The organism is Isoptericola sp. NPDC058082 (assembly GCF_042885055.1).
GTDB lineage: Bacteria > Actinomycetota > Actinomycetes > Actinomycetales > Cellulomonadaceae > Isoptericola.
Genome location: NZ_JBHVSQ010000015.1, coordinates 45,923 through 65,628 on the forward strand (window position 1 = coordinate 45,923; position 19,706 = coordinate 65,628).

15 protein-coding genes are annotated in these 19,706 nt (G+C 72.1%); 11 read left to right on the top strand and 4 right to left on the bottom strand.

What is annotated here, in order from left to right; translation table 11 throughout:
• Window positions 1–109: 109 nt before the first annotated feature.
• The 4 genes from ACFVS0_RS17545 to uxaC all read right to left on the bottom strand — a co-directional run bounded on the left by ACFVS0_RS17545 (window position 110) and on the right by uxaC (window position 5,693).
• On the bottom strand, window positions 110–862 hold the full coding sequence (locus tag ACFVS0_RS17545) for a MerR family transcriptional regulator (RefSeq protein WP_430588658.1): 753 nt from the start codon (window positions 860–862) through the stop codon (window positions 110–112).
• An 81-nt stretch (window positions 863–943) separates the two neighbouring features.
• Window positions 944–2,998: an alpha-glucuronidase gene (locus ACFVS0_RS17550; RefSeq protein ID WP_430588659.1), complete on the bottom strand. Its 2,055-nt coding sequence runs from the start codon at window positions 2,996–2,998 to the stop codon at window positions 944–946.
• A 47-nt stretch (window positions 2,999–3,045) separates the two neighbouring features.
• Window positions 3,046–4,167 carry a mannonate dehydratase gene (gene uxuA / locus ACFVS0_RS17555; RefSeq protein ID WP_430550778.1) on the bottom strand — a complete coding sequence of 374 codons (1,122 nt, stop codon included), beginning with the start codon at window positions 4,165–4,167 and terminating at the stop codon, window positions 3,046–3,048.
• A gap of 107 nt (window positions 4,168–4,274) precedes the next feature.
• Window positions 4,275–5,693, bottom strand: coding sequence for a glucuronate isomerase (gene uxaC / locus ACFVS0_RS17560; RefSeq protein ID WP_430588660.1), 1,419 nt, complete (start codon window positions 5,691–5,693; stop codon window positions 4,275–4,277).
• A gap of 180 nt (window positions 5,694–5,873) precedes the next feature.
• Here uxaC and ACFVS0_RS17565 point away from each other — a divergent pair, with 180 nt between their 5' ends.
• The 11 genes from ACFVS0_RS17565 (at window position 5,874) to ACFVS0_RS17615 (ending at window position 19,701) form a co-directional block, all read left to right on the top strand.
• Window positions 5,874–6,887, top strand: a complete 1,014-nt coding sequence (locus ACFVS0_RS17565) for a LacI family DNA-binding transcriptional regulator (RefSeq protein ID WP_430550740.1) — start codon at window positions 5,874–5,876, stop codon at window positions 6,885–6,887.
• Between the two features lie 61 nt (window positions 6,888–6,948).
• A complete protein-coding gene (locus tag ACFVS0_RS17570) occupies window positions 6,949–8,430 on the top strand; it encodes a mannitol dehydrogenase family protein (RefSeq protein WP_430588661.1) in 1,482 nt (493 codons plus the stop codon).
• A gap of 357 nt (window positions 8,431–8,787) precedes the next feature.
• Complete coding sequence (locus tag ACFVS0_RS17575; protein ID WP_430586439.1) at window positions 8,788–10,104, top strand: ABC transporter substrate-binding protein; 1,317 nt, start codon at window positions 8,788–8,790, stop codon at window positions 10,102–10,104.
• 113 nt (window positions 10,105–10,217) lie between these two features.
• Window positions 10,218–11,066 carry a carbohydrate ABC transporter permease gene (locus ACFVS0_RS17580; protein ID WP_430588688.1) on the top strand — a complete coding sequence of 283 codons (849 nt, stop codon included), beginning with the start codon at window positions 10,218–10,220 and terminating at the stop codon, window positions 11,064–11,066.
• Window positions 11,063–12,028, top strand: a complete 966-nt coding sequence (locus ACFVS0_RS17585) for a carbohydrate ABC transporter permease (protein WP_430588662.1) — start codon at window positions 11,063–11,065, stop codon at window positions 12,026–12,028. The genes ACFVS0_RS17580 and ACFVS0_RS17585 overlap by 4 nt, the downstream gene beginning before the upstream one ends.
• Before the next feature lie 41 nt (window positions 12,029–12,069).
• Window positions 12,070–12,723, top strand: coding sequence for a hypothetical protein (locus ACFVS0_RS17590; RefSeq protein WP_430550736.1), 654 nt, complete (start codon window positions 12,070–12,072; stop codon window positions 12,721–12,723).
• 94 nt (window positions 12,724–12,817) lie between these two features.
• The gene (locus ACFVS0_RS17595; protein WP_430588663.1) at window positions 12,818–15,148 is read left to right on the top strand and encodes a rhamnogalacturonan lyase; all 2,331 of its coding nucleotides are present in this window, start codon (window positions 12,818–12,820) and stop codon (window positions 15,146–15,148) included.
• Window positions 15,149–15,273: 125 nt separating this feature from the next.
• On the top strand, window positions 15,274–16,422 hold the full coding sequence (locus tag ACFVS0_RS17600) for a Gfo/Idh/MocA family protein (RefSeq protein ID WP_430588664.1): 1,149 nt from the start codon (window positions 15,274–15,276) through the stop codon (window positions 16,420–16,422).
• A gap of 131 nt (window positions 16,423–16,553) precedes the next feature.
• On the top strand, window positions 16,554–17,888 hold the full coding sequence (locus tag ACFVS0_RS17605) for an extracellular solute-binding protein (RefSeq protein ID WP_430588665.1): 1,335 nt from the start codon (window positions 16,554–16,556) through the stop codon (window positions 17,886–17,888).
• Window positions 17,885–18,787, top strand: coding sequence for a carbohydrate ABC transporter permease (locus tag ACFVS0_RS17610; RefSeq protein WP_430548093.1), 903 nt, complete (start codon window positions 17,885–17,887; stop codon window positions 18,785–18,787). The genes ACFVS0_RS17605 and ACFVS0_RS17610 overlap by 4 nt, the downstream gene beginning before the upstream one ends.
• Complete coding sequence (locus ACFVS0_RS17615; RefSeq protein ID WP_430550732.1) at window positions 18,784–19,701, top strand: carbohydrate ABC transporter permease; 918 nt, start codon at window positions 18,784–18,786, stop codon at window positions 19,699–19,701. Before ACFVS0_RS17610 ends, ACFVS0_RS17615 begins: the two co-directional genes overlap by 4 nt.
• Window positions 19,702–19,706: the final 5 nt, after the last annotated feature.

Sequence of the window (19,706 nt, forward strand, 5' to 3'; positions counted from 1 at the left end):
AAGGGGGGGGGTCCCCCCCCCCCTCTGCTCCACCCCCTCAGCGCTACACCACGGAGGCCAACCCACACACACAGAGGAAACCCCCCCCCCCCCCCCGCGGCCGTGCCGCCTAAGCGCGGGCGTGGAACTCCTCCGCCGCTTGCAGCAGGTAGTAGGCCAGGCCGGTCTGCTGCTGCTCCAGCATCCGGCGGTGGAAGTCGTCGGCGACGAAGAACCTCGCCTGGCCGGCGAACGCCTCCGCGTCCGTCGGGTGCACGGCGTCGAGGACCGTCAGATGCCGGCGGATCTCCGTGGTGACGGACTCGTCGTCGGCGCGCAGGCCGGTGCGCAGGGCGTCGGCCATGAAGGTCATGAACGCCGTCGCCTCGGCGGCGGCCGCGTTCATCCGGTCGGCGTCGACGTCGGCCGTGCCGAGCTCGACGCCGTACGTGTCGCGCAGGTGCGCGTCCTGCTCCGCGAGGGCGTCCTGCCACCCGGCGCGGTCGAGCCCGGTGAACATGTCGTCGGTGGGCATGGGGTCTCCCTGTGTCTCGTGTGCGATGGCCCGCTCGAGCGTCGCCAGCACCTGGGCGAGCCGTGCTCCGCGAGCGCGGAGCATGGCGCGCTGGTCGCGCAGGCACTCGAGCCGGGAAGCGCGACCCGACAGGGCCTCCGCGATCGCGCTCAGCGGCACGTCGAGCTCCCGGAAGAACAGGATCTGCTGCAGGCGCTCCAGGTCGCCCTCGGAGTACGTCCGGTAGTCGTTCCGCGCGTCCCGAGCGGGCACGAGCAGGCCGATCCGGTCGTAGTGGTAGAGCGTCTTGAGCGTGGTGCCCGACAGCCGGGCCACCTCGGTGATCGTGAAGGACGTCGTGGGTCTCACCTCCTGCGCAGCACCCTCGACCCTCCCCCGAGGGGAGGGTCAAGCGCACGTCCGCACGACACGTCCGTACGGTGCGGGCGCTCAGAAGATCGTGCGTCCGTGGGTGTCGGGGATCCCGGACTTGCGGAAGAAGTACGTGTTCAGCTGGTCGCGCCACTCGACGGCCGACCGCAGCTGCTCGGCGAGGCGCTCGCGCACGCGGGCGTCGACGTCGGACGGGACCCTCCCGTCGAGCGACTCCCAGGCCGCGATCGCCTCGCGCACCCGCTCGACGCCCGCGAAGTGGGTGTCGTAGACGTGCTGGACCACCGTGACCCCGCTGTGCAGCACGTGCGTGTACGGCACGTGGTGGAAGAACAGCAGCAGCTCGTCGGGGCAGGTCGCGAGGTCCTCGTAGACGTCCCGCCAGGGCGCCGGGTACTGGCCCGTGAACCCGGTGCCGGTGGCCCGGGTGCGGTCCACCCCGATGCCGTCGCGGTCGGCGAAGTGGTACGTGCCCCACGGCGTGTACTCGTAGCCGTCCACGTCCGGGCCGTAGTGGTGGCCGGGCCGCACCATGAACCCGACGCCCAGCGGTGCGGTGTACGACTCGTAGGTGCGCCACGAAGCGTCCAGGACGGCGTGCAGCACCTCGCGGACGCGCGGCTCGACTGCGCCGTCCTGGCCGGCGAACGTCAGGCCGATCCACTCGTCCAGGACCGCCGCCGGGTCGAGCGTCGGGTCCCAGGCCAGGCGGCCGAAGGCGTACAGGTTCGCCTGGGCCAGCGGGTGGCCGGTCCAGAAGACGTCGTCGCCGACGTTCGAGACCGCGGCGATGCCGCCGCTCCCGGTGGCCGCCGCCGCGGCCGAGGCGCCAGGTCCGCGGCCGGCGACGACGTCGCGCACCGCGGCACCGCCCTCTCCCCAGGGCCGGAAGCCGAGGTTCTCGCTCCACCACGGCGCGAGGTAGCACACGTGCCGCTGCTGGCCCGTGTACTCCTGCGTCACCTGCAGCTCGAGGGCCAGCCGGGTGGCGGGCATCCCCGCGAGGACCGGTGAGACCGCCTCGCGCGTCTGGAAGTCGATCGGGCCGTGCTTGACCTGCACCACCACGTTGTCCGCGAACCGCCCGTCGAGCGGGGCGAAGTGGTCGTACGCGGCGCGGGCGCGGTCGGTGGAGCGGTCGCGCCAGTCCTGCGTGTGGTCGTAGACGAACGCCCGCCAGTGCACGACGCCGCCGTGCGGTGCGACCGCGTCGGCCAGCAGGTTCGCGCCGTCGGCGTGGTCGCGCCCGTACGCGAACGGGCCGGGCTGGCCCTCCGAGTCGGCCTTGACGACGAACCCGCCGAAGTCGGGGATCGTGGCCCACACGCGGTCGGCGGCGGCGCGCCACCAGGCGCGGACGTCGTCGTCGAGGGGGTCCGACGTCGGCAGCCCGCCGAGCGTCATCGGCGCGGCGAAGCTCACCGCGAGGTGGGTGCGCACGCCGTACGGCCGCAGGGCGGCGGCGGCCCGCGCGACCTCCGGCAGGTCGTCCGTGAGCAGCCGTGCCTCGCGCGCGTGCACGTTGACGTTGTTGATGCAGACGCGGTCGATCCCGGTCGCGGCGAGCAGGCGCGCGTAGGCGGTCACGCGGGACAGGTCGTCGCGCACCCGGCCGTCGGCGTAGAAGATCGAGCCGCCCGCGTAGCCGCGCTCGACCTGCCCCATCACGGGGTGCACGCCGACGTTGTCCCAGTGGTCCAGCACGCGGAGCGCGAACGCGGGCGCGTGCCGCTCGTCGGCGTCAGGGCCGGAGAATGCCGCCTCGCCGAGCCGCACCACGTGGAACCAGCCGTGCAGCAGCGCCGTCGCCGTCGGCGCGGACACGGTGACCCGGCCGCCGTCGCGCACGAGGCGGAACCCGTCGCCTCCCGTTCGCACGTCGAGCAGGAGGTCGGGGCCGCCGTCGGGGCCGACGACGTCGCCGCCGTGCGCGGCGGTCGCACGCTCCGCCTCGCGGAGCACGGTGACGAGGACGTCGTCCTCCGCCGGGCCGACGACGGCGACCCGGCGGCGGCCGACGGCGGCCAGCGCGGCGTCGGGCAGCCAGGCCGCGTGCCAGGCGGGTTCGACAACGATTTCGGACGGCGCCGGCGACGCCTTCTCGTCGGGCATGAGGGGCCTCTCGGTCGGTTTCGACCCGCTCGACCAGCGGGGCAGGGTCAGCGGGTGTAGCGGAACGCGTCCCACGCGCCGAGCAGGTACTGGATGCCCATCGCGCGGTCGTACAGCCCGTACCCGGGCCGCGGCTTGTTCGTGGTGTTCTCGTCCCACAGGTGGCGGCCGTGGTCGGGGCGCACGTAGCCCGTGTACCCCGCCTCGGCGTAGGCCTTCATGATGCCGGTGGTGTCGACGTCGCCCTCGCAGGCGCGGTGCGCCACCTCGGTGAAGTCGCCGTTCGGGAAATGCTTGATGTTCCGCACGTGCGTGAAGTGGATGCGGTCCATGAAGCGGCGCACGGTGTCGGCCGCGATCGGCGCCTGGGCCGGGTTCGCCGAGAAGCTCCCGAGGCACAGCGTGAGGCCGTGGTTCGGGCTCGGGTGCAGGTCCAGCACGCGCTGGAGGTCCTCCGGGGTGGAGACCACGCGGGGCCAGCCGAAGACGTCGAACGGCGGGTCGTCCGGGTGCACGCCCAGCTTGATCCCCGCCTCCTCCGCCGCCGGGACCACCGCGTCGAGGAAGTACCGGTAGTGCGTGTACATGTCCTCGTGCGTGACGCCCTCGTACGCGGCGTTGAGCTCGGTGAAGCCCGCGAGCCGCTCGGGCTCCCAGCCGGGCAGCGTGAGGCCGTGCGACCCGGCCTCCATGTCGGCGATGAGGCCCTCGGGCGTCATCTCGTCCACGACCGCCTTCTCGAAGAACAGCGCGGTCGAGCCGTCGGGCAGCGGGTGCCACAGGTCCGTGCGCAGCCAGTCGAAGACGGGCATGAAGTTGTAGCAGACCACCTTGACGCCGGCCCGGCCCAGCCGCCGGATCGTGGTCACGTAGTTCTCGATCGCCTCGTCACGGCTCAGCCCGAGGACGGTGCGCCCCAGCTTGATCGACTCGTGCACGTTGACCGACTCGACCACCTCGGCGTCGAGCGTGCGGGTCACGCCGCGGGCCCGGGCCTCGTCGGAGAGCCCGGAGATGCGCGCCACCTCGGCGTCGATCTCCTCCTGCTCCCACACCTCACCGGCCTGCTTGTGGTGCAGGCTCCACACGATCGTCTCCACGCCGGGGATCTGCCGGACGTGGTCCAGCGTGACCGTGTCGTTGCCCTCGCCGTACCAGCGGAAACCCATCTTCACTGCGTGACTCCTTGCTCTCGTCCGTCGCCGCGATCACCGTGCGAGCGCGAGACCGGCCCGGCTCGACGAACGACGGTGGGCCGATCTCGTGCTCGCACCGGTCAGGGGCGGGAGTAGGCCGCCTGCGGCAGGCGGTAGGTCAGGTCGGTGGCCACGTCGACCGCCTCGTCCAGGTCGAGGCGGTGCTCCGCCACCAGGCGGGCCAGGTAGCCGGCGTCGACGCGCCGGGCCAGGTCGTGCCGCGCGGGGATGGAGCAGAACGCGCGGGTGTCGTCCACGAAGCCGCTCATGTTGCTGAACCCCGCCGTCTCGGTGGCCGCCTCGCGGAACCTCCGCATCGCGTCGGGGGCGTCGAGGAACCACCACGGCGCGCCGAGCCGCAGCGCGGGGTAGACGCCGGCCAGCGGCGCGAGCTCGCGCGAGTACACGTCCTCGTCCACCGTGAACGCGATCAGGCGGAAGCCCGGGTGGTGGCCGAAGGCGTCCAGCACGGGGCGCAGCGAGCGCGTGAACTCGGTGACCACCGGGATGTCGTAGCCCTTGTCCGGGCCGAAGGCGGCGAACGGGGCGCTGGCGTGGTCGCGCAGGACGCCCGGGTGCAGCTGCATCACGAGGCCGTCCTCGGCCGACATCGCGGCCATCTGGAACAGCATGTGCCCGCTGAACGCCTGCGCCTCCGCGGCCGTCACCGTGCCGGCCAGCGCGGCGTCGAGGATGCGGCGCGCCTCGGCGTCGTCCAGCGGCGTCGTGTCGGCGTACAGGTGGCCGTGGTCGGTGGCCCGCGCGCCCGCGGCGACGAAACGCTCGCGCTGCGCGCGCAGGGCCTCGAGGTAGCGGTCGTAGGACGTGACGTCGACGCCGGCCGCCTCGCCGAGCCGCGCGACGTCGTCGCGCCAGGTCGCGCGGTCGACGTGCAGCAGCGGGTCGGGCCGGAAGGTCGGCAGCACGCGGTCGCCGTAGCCGTCGGCGGCGAGCTTCCCGTGCGCGTCGAGCGTCGCCCAGGCGGGGTCGGTCGTGGCGATGACCTCGATGTTGAAGGCGTCGAGCAGCGCGCGGGGGCGGAACTCCTGCTCGGCGAGGCGAGCGGCCACCTGGTCGTACAGGGCGTCGGCCGTCTCGGCCGAGGGGCGCTGCGTGACGCCGAGGATCTCGACGAGCACGTGCTCCAGCCAGTAGCGGGTGGGGGTGCCGCGGAAGTGCTTCCACCCGGCGCAGAACCGGCGCCAGATCTCCCGGGGGTCGGTCTCGACGGCCTCGTCGTCCGTGGAGCCGACGCCGAGGCGGGGGAGCGTCTCGCCCTGGGAGACCAGCATCCGCGTGAGGTAGTGGTCGGGCACGACGACGAGCTGGGCCGGGTCGCCGAACGGCGCGTCGTCGGCGAACCACTCGACGGGCACGTGGCCGTGCATCGAGACGATCGGCAGGTCCCGCACCGCGGCGTAGATCTCGCGGGCCAGTGCCCGGGATCCGGGGTCGGCGGGCAGTGCCCGGTCGGGGTGCAGGGTCCAGCGCTCGCTCACAGGGGCTCCTCAACGTCGAGATCGGATGCGAACGTTTGCATCGTAGCCTGCCGATCGCCGGGCATGGAATCCCTTGGGCAGCCGGCGTCAGGGGGAGACATGGCGTGGCGAGATGTGCGACGATCTGGCAAACGTTCGCATCGTCCGGGTGCGTGCGGCGGGCACGAGGAGACGGTGGTCGTGGTCACGGTGCACGACGTCGCGCGGGCGGCCGGTGTGTCGATCTCGACGGTCTCGCGCGCCCTGACCGACCCGCAGCGGGTCGCCGCGCCGACGCGCGACCGGGTGACGGCCGCGGCGCGCGAGCTCGGCTACCGGCCCAACCGGGCCGCGAGCGTGCTCCGTGCGGGCCGCTCCGGAGCGCTCGGGCTCGTGGTGCCCGACCTCGCGAACCCCTACTTCGCGGCGATCGCCAAGGGCGCCCAGGCCCAGGCGCGGGAACGGGGCGTCGGCCTGTTCGTCGTCGACTCCGACGAGGACCCCGAGCTCGAGACCGAGGCCGTCTCGGGCCTGGCCCCGCAGACCGACGGGATCATCCTGTGCTCCCCGCGCGCGGTCGAGCGCACCGTCGAGGCGCTCGCGGGGCGGCCGGTGGTGCTGGTCAACCACCACGTCGACGGGCTGCCGTCCGTCGTCGCCGACCACGAGGCGGGCATGCTGCGCACGCTCGAGCACCTGCGGGCCCTCGGGCACGCCAAGGTCGCCTACGTGGGCGGGCCGGCCCGCTCGTGGTCGGACGGACGCCGCCGCGCCGGCCTGCGCGCGGCCGCCGCGCGGCTGGGGGACGTCGAGCTCGTGGAGCTCGGGCCGCACCGGCCGCAGGTCGCCGGCGGGCACGCGGCGGCGGACCTCGTCGTCGGCACCCGTGCCACGGCGGTCGTGACCTTCAACGACCTCGTGGCCGTCGGCCTGGTCGAGCGGCTGCGGGTGCGCGGCCTCGACGTGCCCGGCGACCTGTCCGTCGTCGGCTGCGACGACGCGTACGTCGCGGAGCTGCTGTCCCCGCCCCTCACCACCCTGCGGACCGACCTGCGCGACTCGGGCCGGGTGGCCGTCGACCGGCTGGTCCTGCGCCCGGGCAAGGACGACGGCGCCCTGCAGGGCGACGTGACGCTCCCCGTCGAGCTCGTCGTCCGCGGGTCGACCGCACCTCCGCGCGCCGCGGCACCGCGGCCCGCCCCCGACACCCCCTGACCGACGACCTGCAAGCCCTGGACGCATCTTCCCGGCGACGCCGCCGGACGACGGAGGAACCATGACCGACCGCCTGCACCGCTCCCACCTGCCCGCCCACCTCGAGGCGCCGGTGACCCCCGACCAGGTGGGCATCGTGCACCTGGGGATCGGGGCGTTCCACCGGGCGCACCAGGCGGTGTTCACGGAGCTGGCCGCCCGCGCCACGGACGACCGCCGGTGGGGGATCCTCGGCGTCACGCAGCGGTCGGCCTCCGTGCGCGACCAGCTGCGGCCGCAGGGTGGCGCCTACTCGGTCCTCACCGCGGGCACGCACGAGACCCGGCTGGACCTGGTCGGAGCGGTGCTCGACGTCGCCTGGCCGGCCGAGGAGACCGCGCGGGTGCTGGAGACGATCGCGGCGCCCACGACGCACGTCGTGACGCTCACCGTCACGGAGAAGGGCTACGCCCGCGGCGCGGACGGCGGGCTCGACGTCGAGCGGGTGCGCCCGGACCTGGATGCCCTCGCCGCGGGTGACGCCACCGTCCCGGGCGCGACGGCGGTCGGCCTGCTCGTGCGCGGGCTCGCGGCCCGGTGGCGCGCCGCGCGGGCCGCGGGGGAGCGGCGCCCGGTCACCGTGCTGACCTGCGACAACATGGTCGACAACGGGCACGTCCTGGAACGGCTCGTGACCGAGGCGGTGGACGCGGCGCTGCCGGGCGAGCAGGGCGCCGGGCTGCGGTCGTGGCTGGCGGCGGACGTCGCGTTCCCCTGCTCGATGGTGGACCGGATCGTGCCCGCGACGACGCCCGCGCAGCGCGACGCGGTGGAGCGCGAGCTCGGTGCGCGCGACGAGGGTCTCGTCGTCGGCGAGCCGTTCCGCCAGTGGGTGATCGAGGACCGGTTCGCCGGGCCGCGTCCCGCCTGGGAGCAGGCGGGCGCGACGTTCACCGACGACGTCGCACCGTGGGAGCAGGCCAAGCTGCGGCTGCTCAACGGCACGCACTCGCTGCTCGCGTACGCGGGCCGGCTGGCAGGTCACGCGACGCTCGCGGAGGCCGTGACCGACCCCGCGCTGCGCGAGCGCGCCCGCGGGTTCATGCTCGACGACGCGCTGCCGACGCTCACCCCGCCCGACGGCGCCGACCTGCGCGCGTACGCGGAGTCGCTGCTGGAGCGGTTCGCCAACCCGGCCACGGGCCACACCACGGTGCAGGTGTCGATGGACGGCACCCAGAAGATCCCGTTCCGGTGGGGCGGCATCGTCGCGGACCGGCTGGCGGCGGGCGCGGTCCCGGCGGGCGCGGCGTTCGCGCTCGCGGCGTGGAGCGAGGTGGTGCGCCGGGAGGCGGCCGCGGGCCGGCTGGTCGACGACCCGCGGGCGCAAGAGCTCGCCGACGTGGTGGCCGACGCCGGGGACGGCGATGCGGCGGGTGCGTCGCCGTCCGCCGTCGCGCGGGCGCTGCTCGCGCTCCCGGGCCTGCTGCCCGAGGAGGCCGGCACGGACGCCGGGCTCGTCGACGCGGTGCTGGCCCAGGTGCCCCGGCTCGCGGAGGTCTGACGCGCGACACCCGCACGAGGCGGCAGGGGTCCGGGGGAGCCGCTGCCGCCTCGCGTGCGGACGGACGCCCGTCGCCTGCGGGTTCGTCCGACGCCGGTGCCGCGACGTAGGCTGCCCGCCGGATGTGAGCGATCACACGTCCCCGGATCGGCGGCCCTTCCGCCGACGGGTGGCGGACCGTCGCCGCGGGAACACGTCCGGGCTCGTTGCGAGATCGTGATGTGACTCGGAGCACCTCGGGGCTGGACAACGCTTACCGAATCCTGTTTTATCGATTCAGTCGGCAGCCGTGCGAGGGGTCAACGGGGCGTCCTCGCCGCCGACGATCGTGGACGATCGACGAGCGAGGAGGCTCACATGAGGATCACGCGGAAGGCCGCCGGCGCGGCCGCGGCGGCGGTCGCCGTCGCCCTCACCCTCACCGCCTGCGGAGGCGGCGCCGACCCTGCGGAGCCGGGCTCCGCGGAGAAGGTGAGCACCGACGAGGACATCACCATCTCGCTCGCCTGGTGGGGCGAGCCGGCCCGCGCGGAGATGTACGAGAAGGCGGTGGACCTCTTCGAGGAGGAGCACCCCAACATCACCGTGCAGACCCAGTTCCAGGACTGGGACGGCTACTGGACCTCTCGCGCCACGGAGGCCGCGGGCGGCGCGCTGCCCGACGTCATCCAGATGGATCTGTCCTACCTGCGCCAGTACGGCGCCACGGGGCAGCTCCTCGACCTGGGCGGCCAGGTGGGCGTGAACCTCGACACCGAGGGTGTGGACGACTCGCTGCTCTCCTCCGGTCAGATCGACGGGGCGCAGTACGGCGTCCCGACGAGCACCAACACGCTCGCCACGTTCTACAACGCCGACCTGCTCAAGAAGGTGGGCGTCGAGCCGCTCGCCGAGGGGTACACCTGGGACGACTACAGCGCGTGGATCCAGAAGGTCACCGACGCGGGCGCCGGCGAGGACCCGGCTCTCTACGGCGGCGGCGACTTCACCGCGACGTTCTGGTTCTTCCTGCAGTGGCTCATCCAGCAGGGTGTCGAGCCCTTCAGCGAGGACGGCAAGCTGAACTTCGACGAGGCGCAGATGACCGAGTGGCTGAACCTGGGCCAGGGTCTGCGCGACTCCGAGGCGATCTACCCGATCAAGAAGAACAAGCAGCTCGAGCCCCTCGGCGGTTTCCACGTCAACGAGGTCGCCTCCGAGTCCACCTGGGACAACTTCCTGGCCGGCTACGTGGCCGAGTCGGGCGAGGACATCCAGATGCTGCCGATCCCGTCGGGCGAGAACGGCCCGGCCCAGTTCTGGAAGCCGTCGATGCTGCTCTCCGCGTCCGCGCAGACCCAGCAGCCGGAGGCTGCCGCGGCGCTCATCGACTTCCTCATCAACGAGCCGGAGGTCGGCAAGATCTTCGGCACCTCGAAGGGCGTCCCCGCCGTCCAGGCGCAGATCGACGCGATGGACGTCGAGCCGGGCTCGGTGGACGAGCAGGTCGTGCAGTACGAGGAGCAGGTGGCGGACGTCGTCACCGAGGCCGCGCCCGTGCCCGTCGAGGGCTTCGGCGAGATCGAGGCGGAGTTCAAGCGCCTCGGTGAGGAGCTCGGGTACGGGAACATCACGGTCGACGAGTTCGTCACGCAGTGGTTCTCCTTCGCCGACGGCGCGGTGAAGCAGTCGTGACTGCGGTGACCTCGGGCACGACCACGCTCGACACCGCTCGGGGGGCGCAGAACGCGTCCCCCGAGCGGGGGCGGGCCAAGCGCCGGCGTGAGGCTGGTGCGGGGTTCGCGTTCTTGTCGCCGTGGTTGGTGGGTTTCGTGGTGTTGACGGCGTTCCCGATGGTGGCGTCGTTGTATCTGGCGTTCACGGACTATGACTTGTTCCGGCCGCCGTCGTGGGTCGGGATCGACAACTTCGTGAAGTTGTTCGAGGACCCCAGGTTCTGGACGTCGGCGAAGGTGACGGCGATCTATGTGCTGGTCGGCACGCCGATCAAGCTCGCGGCGGCGTTGTTGGTCGCGATGGTGCTGAACATGAAGCACCGGGGTCAGGGCGCGTACCGGTCGATCTTCTACGCCCCGAGCCTGATCGGTGCTTCGGTGTCGATCGCGATCGTGTGGAAGGCGATGTTCATCGATGACGGCATCGTGGACCGGATCCAGCAGCTGTTCGGGCTGCCGGCCGGGGGTTGGGTGGGTGACCCGTCCAAGACGATGCCGATGTTCGTGCTGCTCGCGGTGTGGACGTTCGGCGCCCCGATGGTCATCTTCCTCGCGGGGTTGAAGCAGATCCCGGCCGAGCTGTACGAGGCCGCGTCCGTGGATGGCGCGGGCCCGGTCCGGAAGTTCTGGCGGATCACGATCCCGATGCTGTCCCCGGTGCTGTTCTTCAACCTGCTGCTGGAGACGATCGGCGCGTTCCAGGTGTTCGGGTCGGCGTTCATCATCTCTGGTGGCACGGGTGGTCCGGCGGACTCGACCCTGTTCTACACGCTGTACCTGTACATCAAGGGCTTCGCGCAGTTCGACATGGGATACGCCTCGGCCATGGCCTGGGTCCTGGTCGTCGTGGTCGGCGTGATCACCGCGATCTTGTTCAAGACGTCCAACGCCTGGGTCCACTACTCCGGAGACAACCGATGAGCGACACGCATATCGTCACGCCCCCGCTCAGTGCTCAGGCAGCCGCTGCGGGCGTCCCCAGCCCAACCGGGAATGGCAACCGGCCCGCCGGGCCGGTCGACACGAGCCTGCGTCAGGCCGCGCGCCGTCGTCGGGGTGTCCGGTCGGTCGGGTTCCACGCCTTCATGGTCATCTGCACGATCGTGGTGCTCTACCCGGCCGCGTGGATGCTCATGAGCTCGTTCAAGCCGTCCAACGAGATCATCGGGAACATCAGCCTCTGGTCGGACAACCTGTCGCTGTCCAACTTCGCCACGGCGTTGTCCGGGATCGGCGGGGTCGGGTTCTGGACCTTCTTCGGCAACTCCATGATCCTCGCCGTCGCGTCCGTGGTCGGGGTGATCCTGTCCTCGACCGTGGCGGCGTACGCGTTCGCGCGGATCGACTTCCCCGGCCGGGGCATCTTCTTCGCGATCATGATCGGCACGCTGCTGCTGCCGTTCCACGTCGTGATCATCCCGCAATACATCATGTTCAACGAGCTCGGCATGGTGAACACGTTCATCCCCCTGCTCGCGCCGAAGTTCCTCGCCGGGGAAGCGTTCTTCGTGTTCCTCATGGTCCAGTTCATGCGCAACCTGCCCCGCGAGCTGGACGAGGCAGCCCGCATCGACGGCGCCGGCCACGGGCGCATCTTCGGCTCGATCATGCTGCCCCTGATGCGCCCCGCCATCATCACCAGCTCGATCTTCGCGTTCATCTGGTCCTGGAACGACTTCCTCGGCCCGCTGCTCTACCTCAAGAAGCCCGACCTGTACCCCCTGCCCATCGCGCTGCGGTTGTACGTCGACCAGACCAGCGTGTCCGACTACGGCGCACAGATGGCCATGGCCGTCCTGGCCCTGCTGCCCGTGATGATCTTCTTCATCCTCTTCCAGCGCTACATCGTCGACGGCGTCGCCACCCAAGGCCTCAAGGGCTGACGATGGGGCACGGCACGAGGACGGCGACGGAAGGGGTGGACATGGCGGCAGGTTCAGGTCGCGAGCGTCGGGGGCGCGCGAAGCGCCCCACGAGCGGCGGCGAGACCAAGACGGGTGCCGCCCTCGGCCTCTTCGCCGAGGTGGTGCTGGCCGGCGTGCTCGTCGCGCTCGGCAGCCTGCTGCTGGTCACCGCGGTGCCGTCCCTGGCGGCGGGCGTGGCGCACGTCCGCCGCCAGGTGACCGGCCACGACATCGGCGTGGCCCGGTTCGCCCGCGACTGGTGGGCGGCCGTGCGGGCCCTGTGGCCGCTCGGCCTCGCCGCCGTCGCGGTCGCCCTGCTGCTCGCCCTGGACTGGCAGCTCGCGCGGGCGGACGTGCTGCCCGGCGCGAGCGTCGTCGCGGTGGTGGTCGCGGTCGCCGCGGCTGCCGTCGTCGTCGTGCTGGCCCGGGCGGCGGGCGCCTGGTCGGAGCCCGCCGTCTCCGGTGACGGCCCCGGACTGACCGCGCGCGAGGCGCTGGCGGCGGGCGCGCGACGCACCCAGGACGACCTCACGGGGTCGGTGCTGCTCGCCGTGGCGGCGGGGCTGTGCGTCGTCTTCGTCTGGATGCTGCCGCCGCTCGTGCTGGTGGTGGGCGGCCTGCTCGCCCTCGCGGTGGTGGGCGTCGAGACCCGACGCGGCGGCCGCCCGGCCTGACGATCTTCCGGCCGCCGTCGGGGACCGCACGGTTCCCGACGGCGGGCCGGTGGTGTCCGATCCCGAGTTGCAACGATGCAGAGAGGAACGACCCATGCGAACGACCAGAACCACCGCGGGTGCCGTCGCCGCGCTGACGGCGGGGGTGCTCGCCGTCGGCGGCGTCTCCGCCGCCGCGACACCGGCGCACGACAGGGGCCACCCCCGGCCGACCGGCGTCCAGCTGGAGCACCTCGACCGGGGGCTCGTCGCCGCCTCGACCAGCGAAGGAGTCTTCCTGTCCTGGCGGCTGCTGGGTGACGAGGTCACCGGGCACACGGACACGGGCATGGCCGGGCCGGCCTTCGCGGTCTTCCGCGACGGGAAGCGGGTCGCCACGGTCACGGACTCCACGAACTACGTCGACACGAAGGCCGCGGGCGGCAGCGCGACCTCGCGCTACGCCGTCGCGCCGGTGACGCAGGACAAGCACGGCCGGGAGCGGGTGGGCACGCGCAGCGCGGCGGTGACCGCGTGGTCGGACGACTTCCTCGACGTCCCGCTGAACAAGCCGGCCGACGACGTGACGCCGCTGGGAGAGTCGATCACGTACTCGGCCAACGACGCGTCGGTGGCTGACCTGGACGGGGACGGCGCGCTGGAGATCGTCGTGAAGTGGTACCCGTCGCGCGCCAAGGACGTGTCGCAGAAGGGGTACACGGGCAACACGTACTTCGACGCGTACGAGCTGGACGGCACGCAGCTGTGGCGGATCGACATGGGCGTGAACGTCCGCTCGGGCGCGCACTACACGCAGTTCCCGGTGTACGACTTCGACGGCGACGGGACCGCCGAGGTCATGATGAAGACAGCACCGGGTACCAAGGTCACGACCTACCGGCACGGGAAGCCCGCGAACGAGCGGTACGTGCCGATCTCGAAGGCCGACCGCAAGGCCGGCGTCACGAACGATGACGACTACCGCTGGAGCGCGGCGGACTACGCGGACCACCTCGTGGAGCTGTTCCAGGGCTGGACCGACGAGCCCGAGGTGGCGAGCGGCCAGTGGCCCGCGACGATCGAGGCGGCGCTCGGCATCGAGCCGCGGTACGACTACCCGCTGTCCGAGGCCGACGCGCGCGAGCTGGTCGACTACTACGTCGACGAGTGGGCGCCCGCCCGCTCCGACCGCAACGACCTGCGCACGTTCGACGGCTTCGTCGTCAGCGGGCCCGAGTACCTCACCGTCTTCGACGGCCGCTCCGGCAAGCCCCTGGACACCGTGGACTACGAGCCCGGCCGCACCGACGACGGCCTGCGCTGGGGCGACTACGAGTGGACACGGATCGAGCCCGGCAACCGGGTCGACCGGTTCCTGTCCGGCGTCGCGTACCTGGACGGCGAGCACCCGTCGGCGATCTTCGCCCGCGGCTACTACACGCGCGCCGCGATCGTGGCCTACGACTGGGACGGCAAGCGGATCAGCACGCGCTGGACCGCCGACTCCGGGTTCAAGCCGATGAACAACCCGTTCCTGGACAGCGACAACAAGGGCGTGCAGCCGGACCCCGACAACGAGCTGACGCAGCTGTGGGGCCAGGGCTTCCACTCCCTGTCCGCGGCGGACGTGGACGGCGACGGCAAGCAGGAGATCGTCTACGGGGCGGCGACGCTCGACGACGACGGCACGCTGCTGTACTCGTCGTCCGACACGCTCCCCGAGGGCTCGTCGAACCCGGGGGCGACGGCGAACCTCGGGCACGGCGACGCCATGCACGTCACCGACATCGACCCGGCCCGCCCGGGCCTGGAGATCTGGACGTGCCACGAGGGCGGGGCGGGCGTGCCCTACGGCTCGGTGCTGCGCGACGCGGCCACGGGCGAGGCGCTGTTCGGCGCGTTCTCAGGCAGGGACACGGGACGTTGCCTGACCGGCGACGTCGACCCCACCCCCGGCATCGAGGTCTGGGCGTCCATGCCGGACGGCACCGACGCGTCCGGGCTGCTCAGCGCCACGGGGGAGCAGCTGCGCGCCACCACGCCGGGCACCAACCAGACCGTCCGCTGGGCCGCCGACGGCACCACCCAGATCGTCACCGGCTCGCGCGAGGAGACCCCGCGGATCGTGGACGGCGACGGCACCGTGCGCCGCACGCTGGACGGCACGCTGACGAACAACGACACCAAGGGCAACCCGTCGCTCGTCGCCGACGTGCTGGGCGACTGGCGCGAGGAGGTGCTGGTGCGCACCGCGGACTCGTCCGCGCTGCGGATCTACACGTCCACCGAGGTGAGCACCACGAAGATGTACACCCTGCTGCACGACCCGCAGTACCGGGCCGAGGTGGCCCGGCAGCAGACCACCTACAACCAGCCGTCGTACCCGGGGTTCTACCTGGCCTCCGACACCGACTGGTCGCAGGTCCCCGTCCCGTCGCTGAGGTAGTCCCACTCCTGCCGAGGTAGTTCCGTTATCGCCGAGGTAGTTCATGGCACCTTGTCATGAACTACCTCGGCGAGAACGGGACTACCTCGGCCGGCCGGGAACTACTTCGGCAGAGAGAAGCAGCCATGAAGGTCACCATCCTCGGCGCCGGCGCGATCGCCGGCGCGCACGTCGACGCCGTCCGCGCGCTGGCCGCGCACGGCGGGCCCGACGGCGCGGAGGTCACGCACGTCGTCGACGTCGACGCGGGCCGCGCCGCCGCGTTCGCGGCCGAGCACGGCGTGCCGCACCACGGCACCGACCTGCAGACGCTGCTCGACGCCGGCCAGGTCGACGTCGTGCACATCTGCACGCCGCCGTCGGTGCACCTGCAGGCGGCGCTGGCGGCGCTGCGGGCCGGAGCGCACGTCGTCGTGGAGAAGCCGGCGGTCCTGTCGCTGGCGGAGGCCGACGCCCTGGCGGCGGCGGAGCGGCAGGCGATCGACGCCGGTCTGCCGGGGCGGTTCACCCAGATCGTGCAGCACCGGTTCGGCGCGGGGATCCAGCGGCTGCGCCGGCTGCTCGACGACGGGACGCTCGGTGCGGCGTACGTCGCGCAGTGCGACACGCTCTGGTTCCGGACGCCGGAGTACTTCGAGGTGCCGTGGCGGGGCCGGTTCGACACCGAGGGCGGTGGCACCACGATGGGCCACGGCATCCACCAGTTCGACCTGCTGCTGGCCGTGCTCGGCCCGTGGACCGAGGTGCGGGCGATGGCCGGCAGGCTCGCGCGGCACACCGACACCGAGGACGTCTCGACGGCACTGGTGCGGTTCGCGGGCGGCACGATGGCGACGATCACGAACTCCGCGGTCTCGCCGCGCCAGACGTCGCGCCTGCGCTTCGACACGGAGGCCGCGACCGTCGAGCTGGAGCACCTGTACGGCTACGACGACACGAGCTGGACCGTCACCCCCGTGGCGGGGCGGGAGGACGTCGCCGAGGCGTGGGCCGCCGACGCGGCGTCGTCGGGGACGTCCGTCGACGGCGGCGCGAGCGGCCACCTGGCGCAGCTCGTGCCCACGTACCTGGCGCTGGCCGAGGGGCGGACTCCGCCCGTCACGGTCGCGGACACCCGCGCCACCCTCGAGCTCGCGGCGGCGATCTACAAGTCCGCGTTCACGGACGCCACCGTCCGCGCCGGCGAGATCGTCGAGGGCGACCCGTTCCACGCGTCCATGGCCGGCACGGGCACCCCCTGGCCGCCCGTCAAGGACGTCCCCACCGCCGTCTGACACGCGGGGCGTGGCTCCGGGACACGCCCTGAGACGGGTTTGACCCGGGCGTCCGACCCGCTGTTAACGTGACCACGCTCACACGAGCCCGGGGCACCTGCCCCGCCGACGTCACGACGAAGTGGGGACGGATGCGACAGTTCACGAGACGGGAGCTCCTCGGTTGGGGGCTCGCCGGGGGAGCGTCGGCGGTGCTCGCCGGGTGCGCGACGCCCGGCACGACGTCGGTCAACGCCCAGCCGGTGGTGCCGGCCGCGACGGGGGAGAAGGTCACGCTCACGTACTGGGCGTGGCTCAAGGACCTGCAGAAGGTCGCCGACGTCTGGAACGCCCAGCACCCGGACGTCCAGGTCCAGGTGTCCTGGATCCCGGGCGGCAACGACGGCGGGTACCAGAAGATGTACTCGGCCCTCGCGGCCGGGGGCGGGCCCGACCTGGCGCAGGTGGAGATGCGCACCGTGCCGGAGTTCATGCTGGTCAACGGGCTGGTGGACCTGGAGCGGTACGGCGTCTCCGAGCACGCGGACAAGTTCGACGAGACGCTGTGGAGCCAGGTGAGCTTCGCTGGCGGCGTCTACGGCATCCCGCAGGACTCCGGCCCCGTGGGGATGTACTACCGGCCCGACCTGTACGAGCAGGTGGGCGCCGACGTCCCCACCACGTGGACCCAGTGGGCCGAGGTGGCCCCCGCGTTCCGCGAGATCGGCGCCTACATCGACTCCTTCCCGCTCGACGACACGTCGGTGTTCACGGCGCACGCCATGCAGGCCGGCGCCACGTGGCTGCGCAGCGCCGAGGACGGCTGGGTCATCGACATGGCCGGCGAGGTGACGCTCGACGTCGCGCGCTTCTTCGACCAGGTCATCGACGACGGCCTGGTGACCACGGCGGCCAACCCGTACACCCCCGGCTGGTACGCCGCCGCCGCGCACGACCAGATCGCGTCGCTGGTGAGCGCGAGCTGGGGCGACGCGCTGCTGCAGAGCGTGAGCGGCGCGGAGGGGAAGTGGCGCGTGGCGCCGGCGCCGCGCTGGGGCCACGGCTACGGGTCGTCGTTCATCGGCGGCTCGACGTCGGCCGTGCTGGCGAACAGCAAGCACCCGAAGGAGGCGATGGAGTTCGCCGTCTGGATGAACACCGACCCGGAGGGCATCGACGCGATGATCGAGCACTCCGGGATCGGGTGGTCGCCGGCGCGCGACTACATCGGCGCGGCGCGCGAGGAACCCAGCGAGTTCTTCGGCGGGCAGCGCTACAACACCGAGGTCTTCCAGCCGGCCACGCAGGACCAGAACCCCGACTGGCAGTGGTGGCCCATCACGCAGCAGACGTTCAACATCCTCGGCGACGGGTTCCGGGGCAAGGCCACGGGCGGCACGCTCGTGGACGCCGTGGTCGCCGCCGAGGAGCGGACCATCGAGGTGTTCCGACAGAAGGGCCTGACGATCCGGAGGGCGGAGCGATGACCGCGAAGAAGGCGAGCACCGCCGTCGGGCGCGCGCCCTGGATCCTGGTGGGGCCGTTCCTCCTGCTGTTCCTGCTGACGTTCGTGCTGCCGATCATCGTGGCGATCGGGCAGAGCTTTACCACCGTCACCCGCGCGGGGCTGTTCGGCGAGCAGGGCGTCACCACCGGGTTCGCCTGGTTCGAGAACTACCGGATCGCCCTGGAGGACGGGAACTTCGTCGCGTCGATCTGGCGGATGCTGCTGTTCGGCGTCGTGCAGGTGCCGGTGATGATCGTCGCGGCGACGGTCCTGGCGCTGCTGCTCGAGTCGGCATCGGCGCGCTGGCCCGGCTTCTTCCGCGCCACGTACTTCATGCCGTACGGCATCCCGGGCGTCATCGCGACCATCCTCTGGTCGTTCCTCTACGTGCCCGGCCTCAGCCCGATCATCGACCTCACCGAGACGCTGTTCGGGTTCACGCCCGACTTCCTCGGCGCGGGGACGGTGCTGTGGTCGATCGCGAACATCGTGACCTGGACGTACGCGGGCTACAACATGCTCATCATCGTGGCCCAGCTCAAGGCGATCCCGCCGGAGATGTACGAGGCGGCGCGCGTGGACGGCGCCGGTCCCTGGCGCACGGCGTGGAGCATCCAGCTGCCGCTGATCCGCCCGGCGCTGGTGCTCACCACCGTCTTCTCCATCATCGGCACGCTGCAGCTCTTCGCCGAGCCGCAGCTCCTCATGACCGTGTCGCCCGCGATCGACTCGCAGTACACGCCGAACCTGTCCGCGTACACGACCGCCTTCGCCTACAACGACTACAACGTCGCCGCCGCCCAGTCCGTGCTCATCGCGCTCGTGGCGTTCGCGCTGTCCTTCCTCTTCCTCCGGCTGACGAACAGGAGCTCGCGATGACCGCCGCCGTCTCCACCGCGCCGCGCCGTACCGACACCCCGGACGTCCCCCCGGCGACCCCCGGCCGCCGCGGCCGGCGCCCGGCGACGACGATCCTCGTCACCGCCGTCCTCGCCGTCGTCGCGATCTACTTCCTGGTGCCCGTGTACTGGGTGGTCGTCGCGGCGTCGAAGACGACGGACGACCTGTTCGGCACCAACGGCTTCTGGTTCGGGAACACGTTCGCGCTGTTCGACAACCTCGCCGCCGTGCTCACCTACGGCGGCGGCGTCTTCCTCCGCTGGTTCGCCAACTCCGTGCTGTACGCCGGGGTGGGTGGCCTGATCGCCACCTACCTGGCGGCGGCGGGCGGGTACGCCCTGGCCAAGTACCGGTTCAGGGGCCGCAACCTCATCTTCGGGCTCGTGCTCGGCGGCGTCCTCGTGCCCGGCACGGCCACCGCCCTGCCGCTGTTCCTGCTGTTCAGCCAGCTCGGGCTCGCCAACACGTACTGGAGCGTGCTGATCCCGTCGCTGGTGTCGCCGTTCGGGTTCTTCCTGTGCCGCATCTACGCGGACGCCACCGTGGACACCTCCCTCGTGGAGGCCGCCCGGATCGACGGCGCGGGGGAGCTGCGCATCTTCCACACCCTGGGGCTGCGGATCATGACGCCCGCCCTCGTGACGGTGTTCCTGTTCCAGATCGTCGGCATCTGGAACAACTACTTCCTGCCGCTCGTGATGCTCAGCGACCAGGACCTGTACCCGATCACCCTCGGGCTCAACAACTGGAACAGCCAGACCGACCGGCTGCCCGAGTTCTACGAGCTCACCACCGGGGGCGTCCTGCTCTCGGTGATCCCGCTCGCCGTCGCCATGATCGTGCTGCAGCGGTTCTGGCGCGGCGGCCTGACGGAAGGTGCTGTCAAAGCATGATGGGC

Coding starts and splice junctions, on each gene's coding strand:
- ACFVS0_RS17615 (WP_430550732.1), top strand. CDS start 18,784: ATGACCGCCGCCGTCTCCACCGCGCCGCGCCGTACCGACACCCCGGAC.
- ACFVS0_RS17595 (WP_430588663.1), top strand. CDS start 12,818: ATGCGAACGACCAGAACCACCGCGGGTGCCGTCGCCGCGCTGACGGCG.
- ACFVS0_RS17610 (WP_430548093.1), top strand. CDS start 17,885: ATGACCGCGAAGAAGGCGAGCACCGCCGTCGGGCGCGCGCCCTGGATC.
- ACFVS0_RS17550 (WP_430588659.1), bottom strand. CDS start 2,998: ATGCCCGACGAGAAGGCGTCGCCGGCGCCGTCCGAAATCGTTGTCGAA.
- ACFVS0_RS17590 (WP_430550736.1), top strand. CDS start 12,070: ATGGCGGCAGGTTCAGGTCGCGAGCGTCGGGGGCGCGCGAAGCGCCCC.
- uxuA (WP_430550778.1), bottom strand. CDS start 4,167: ATGGGTTTCCGCTGGTACGGCGAGGGCAACGACACGGTCACGCTGGAC.
- ACFVS0_RS17570 (WP_430588661.1), top strand. CDS start 6,949: ATGACCGACCGCCTGCACCGCTCCCACCTGCCCGCCCACCTCGAGGCG.
- ACFVS0_RS17585 (WP_430588662.1), top strand. CDS start 11,063: ATGAGCGACACGCATATCGTCACGCCCCCGCTCAGTGCTCAGGCAGCC.
- ACFVS0_RS17600 (WP_430588664.1), top strand. CDS start 15,274: ATGAAGGTCACCATCCTCGGCGCCGGCGCGATCGCCGGCGCGCACGTC.
- ACFVS0_RS17605 (WP_430588665.1), top strand. CDS start 16,554: ATGCGACAGTTCACGAGACGGGAGCTCCTCGGTTGGGGGCTCGCCGGG.
- ACFVS0_RS17575 (WP_430586439.1), top strand. CDS start 8,788: ATGAGGATCACGCGGAAGGCCGCCGGCGCGGCCGCGGCGGCGGTCGCC.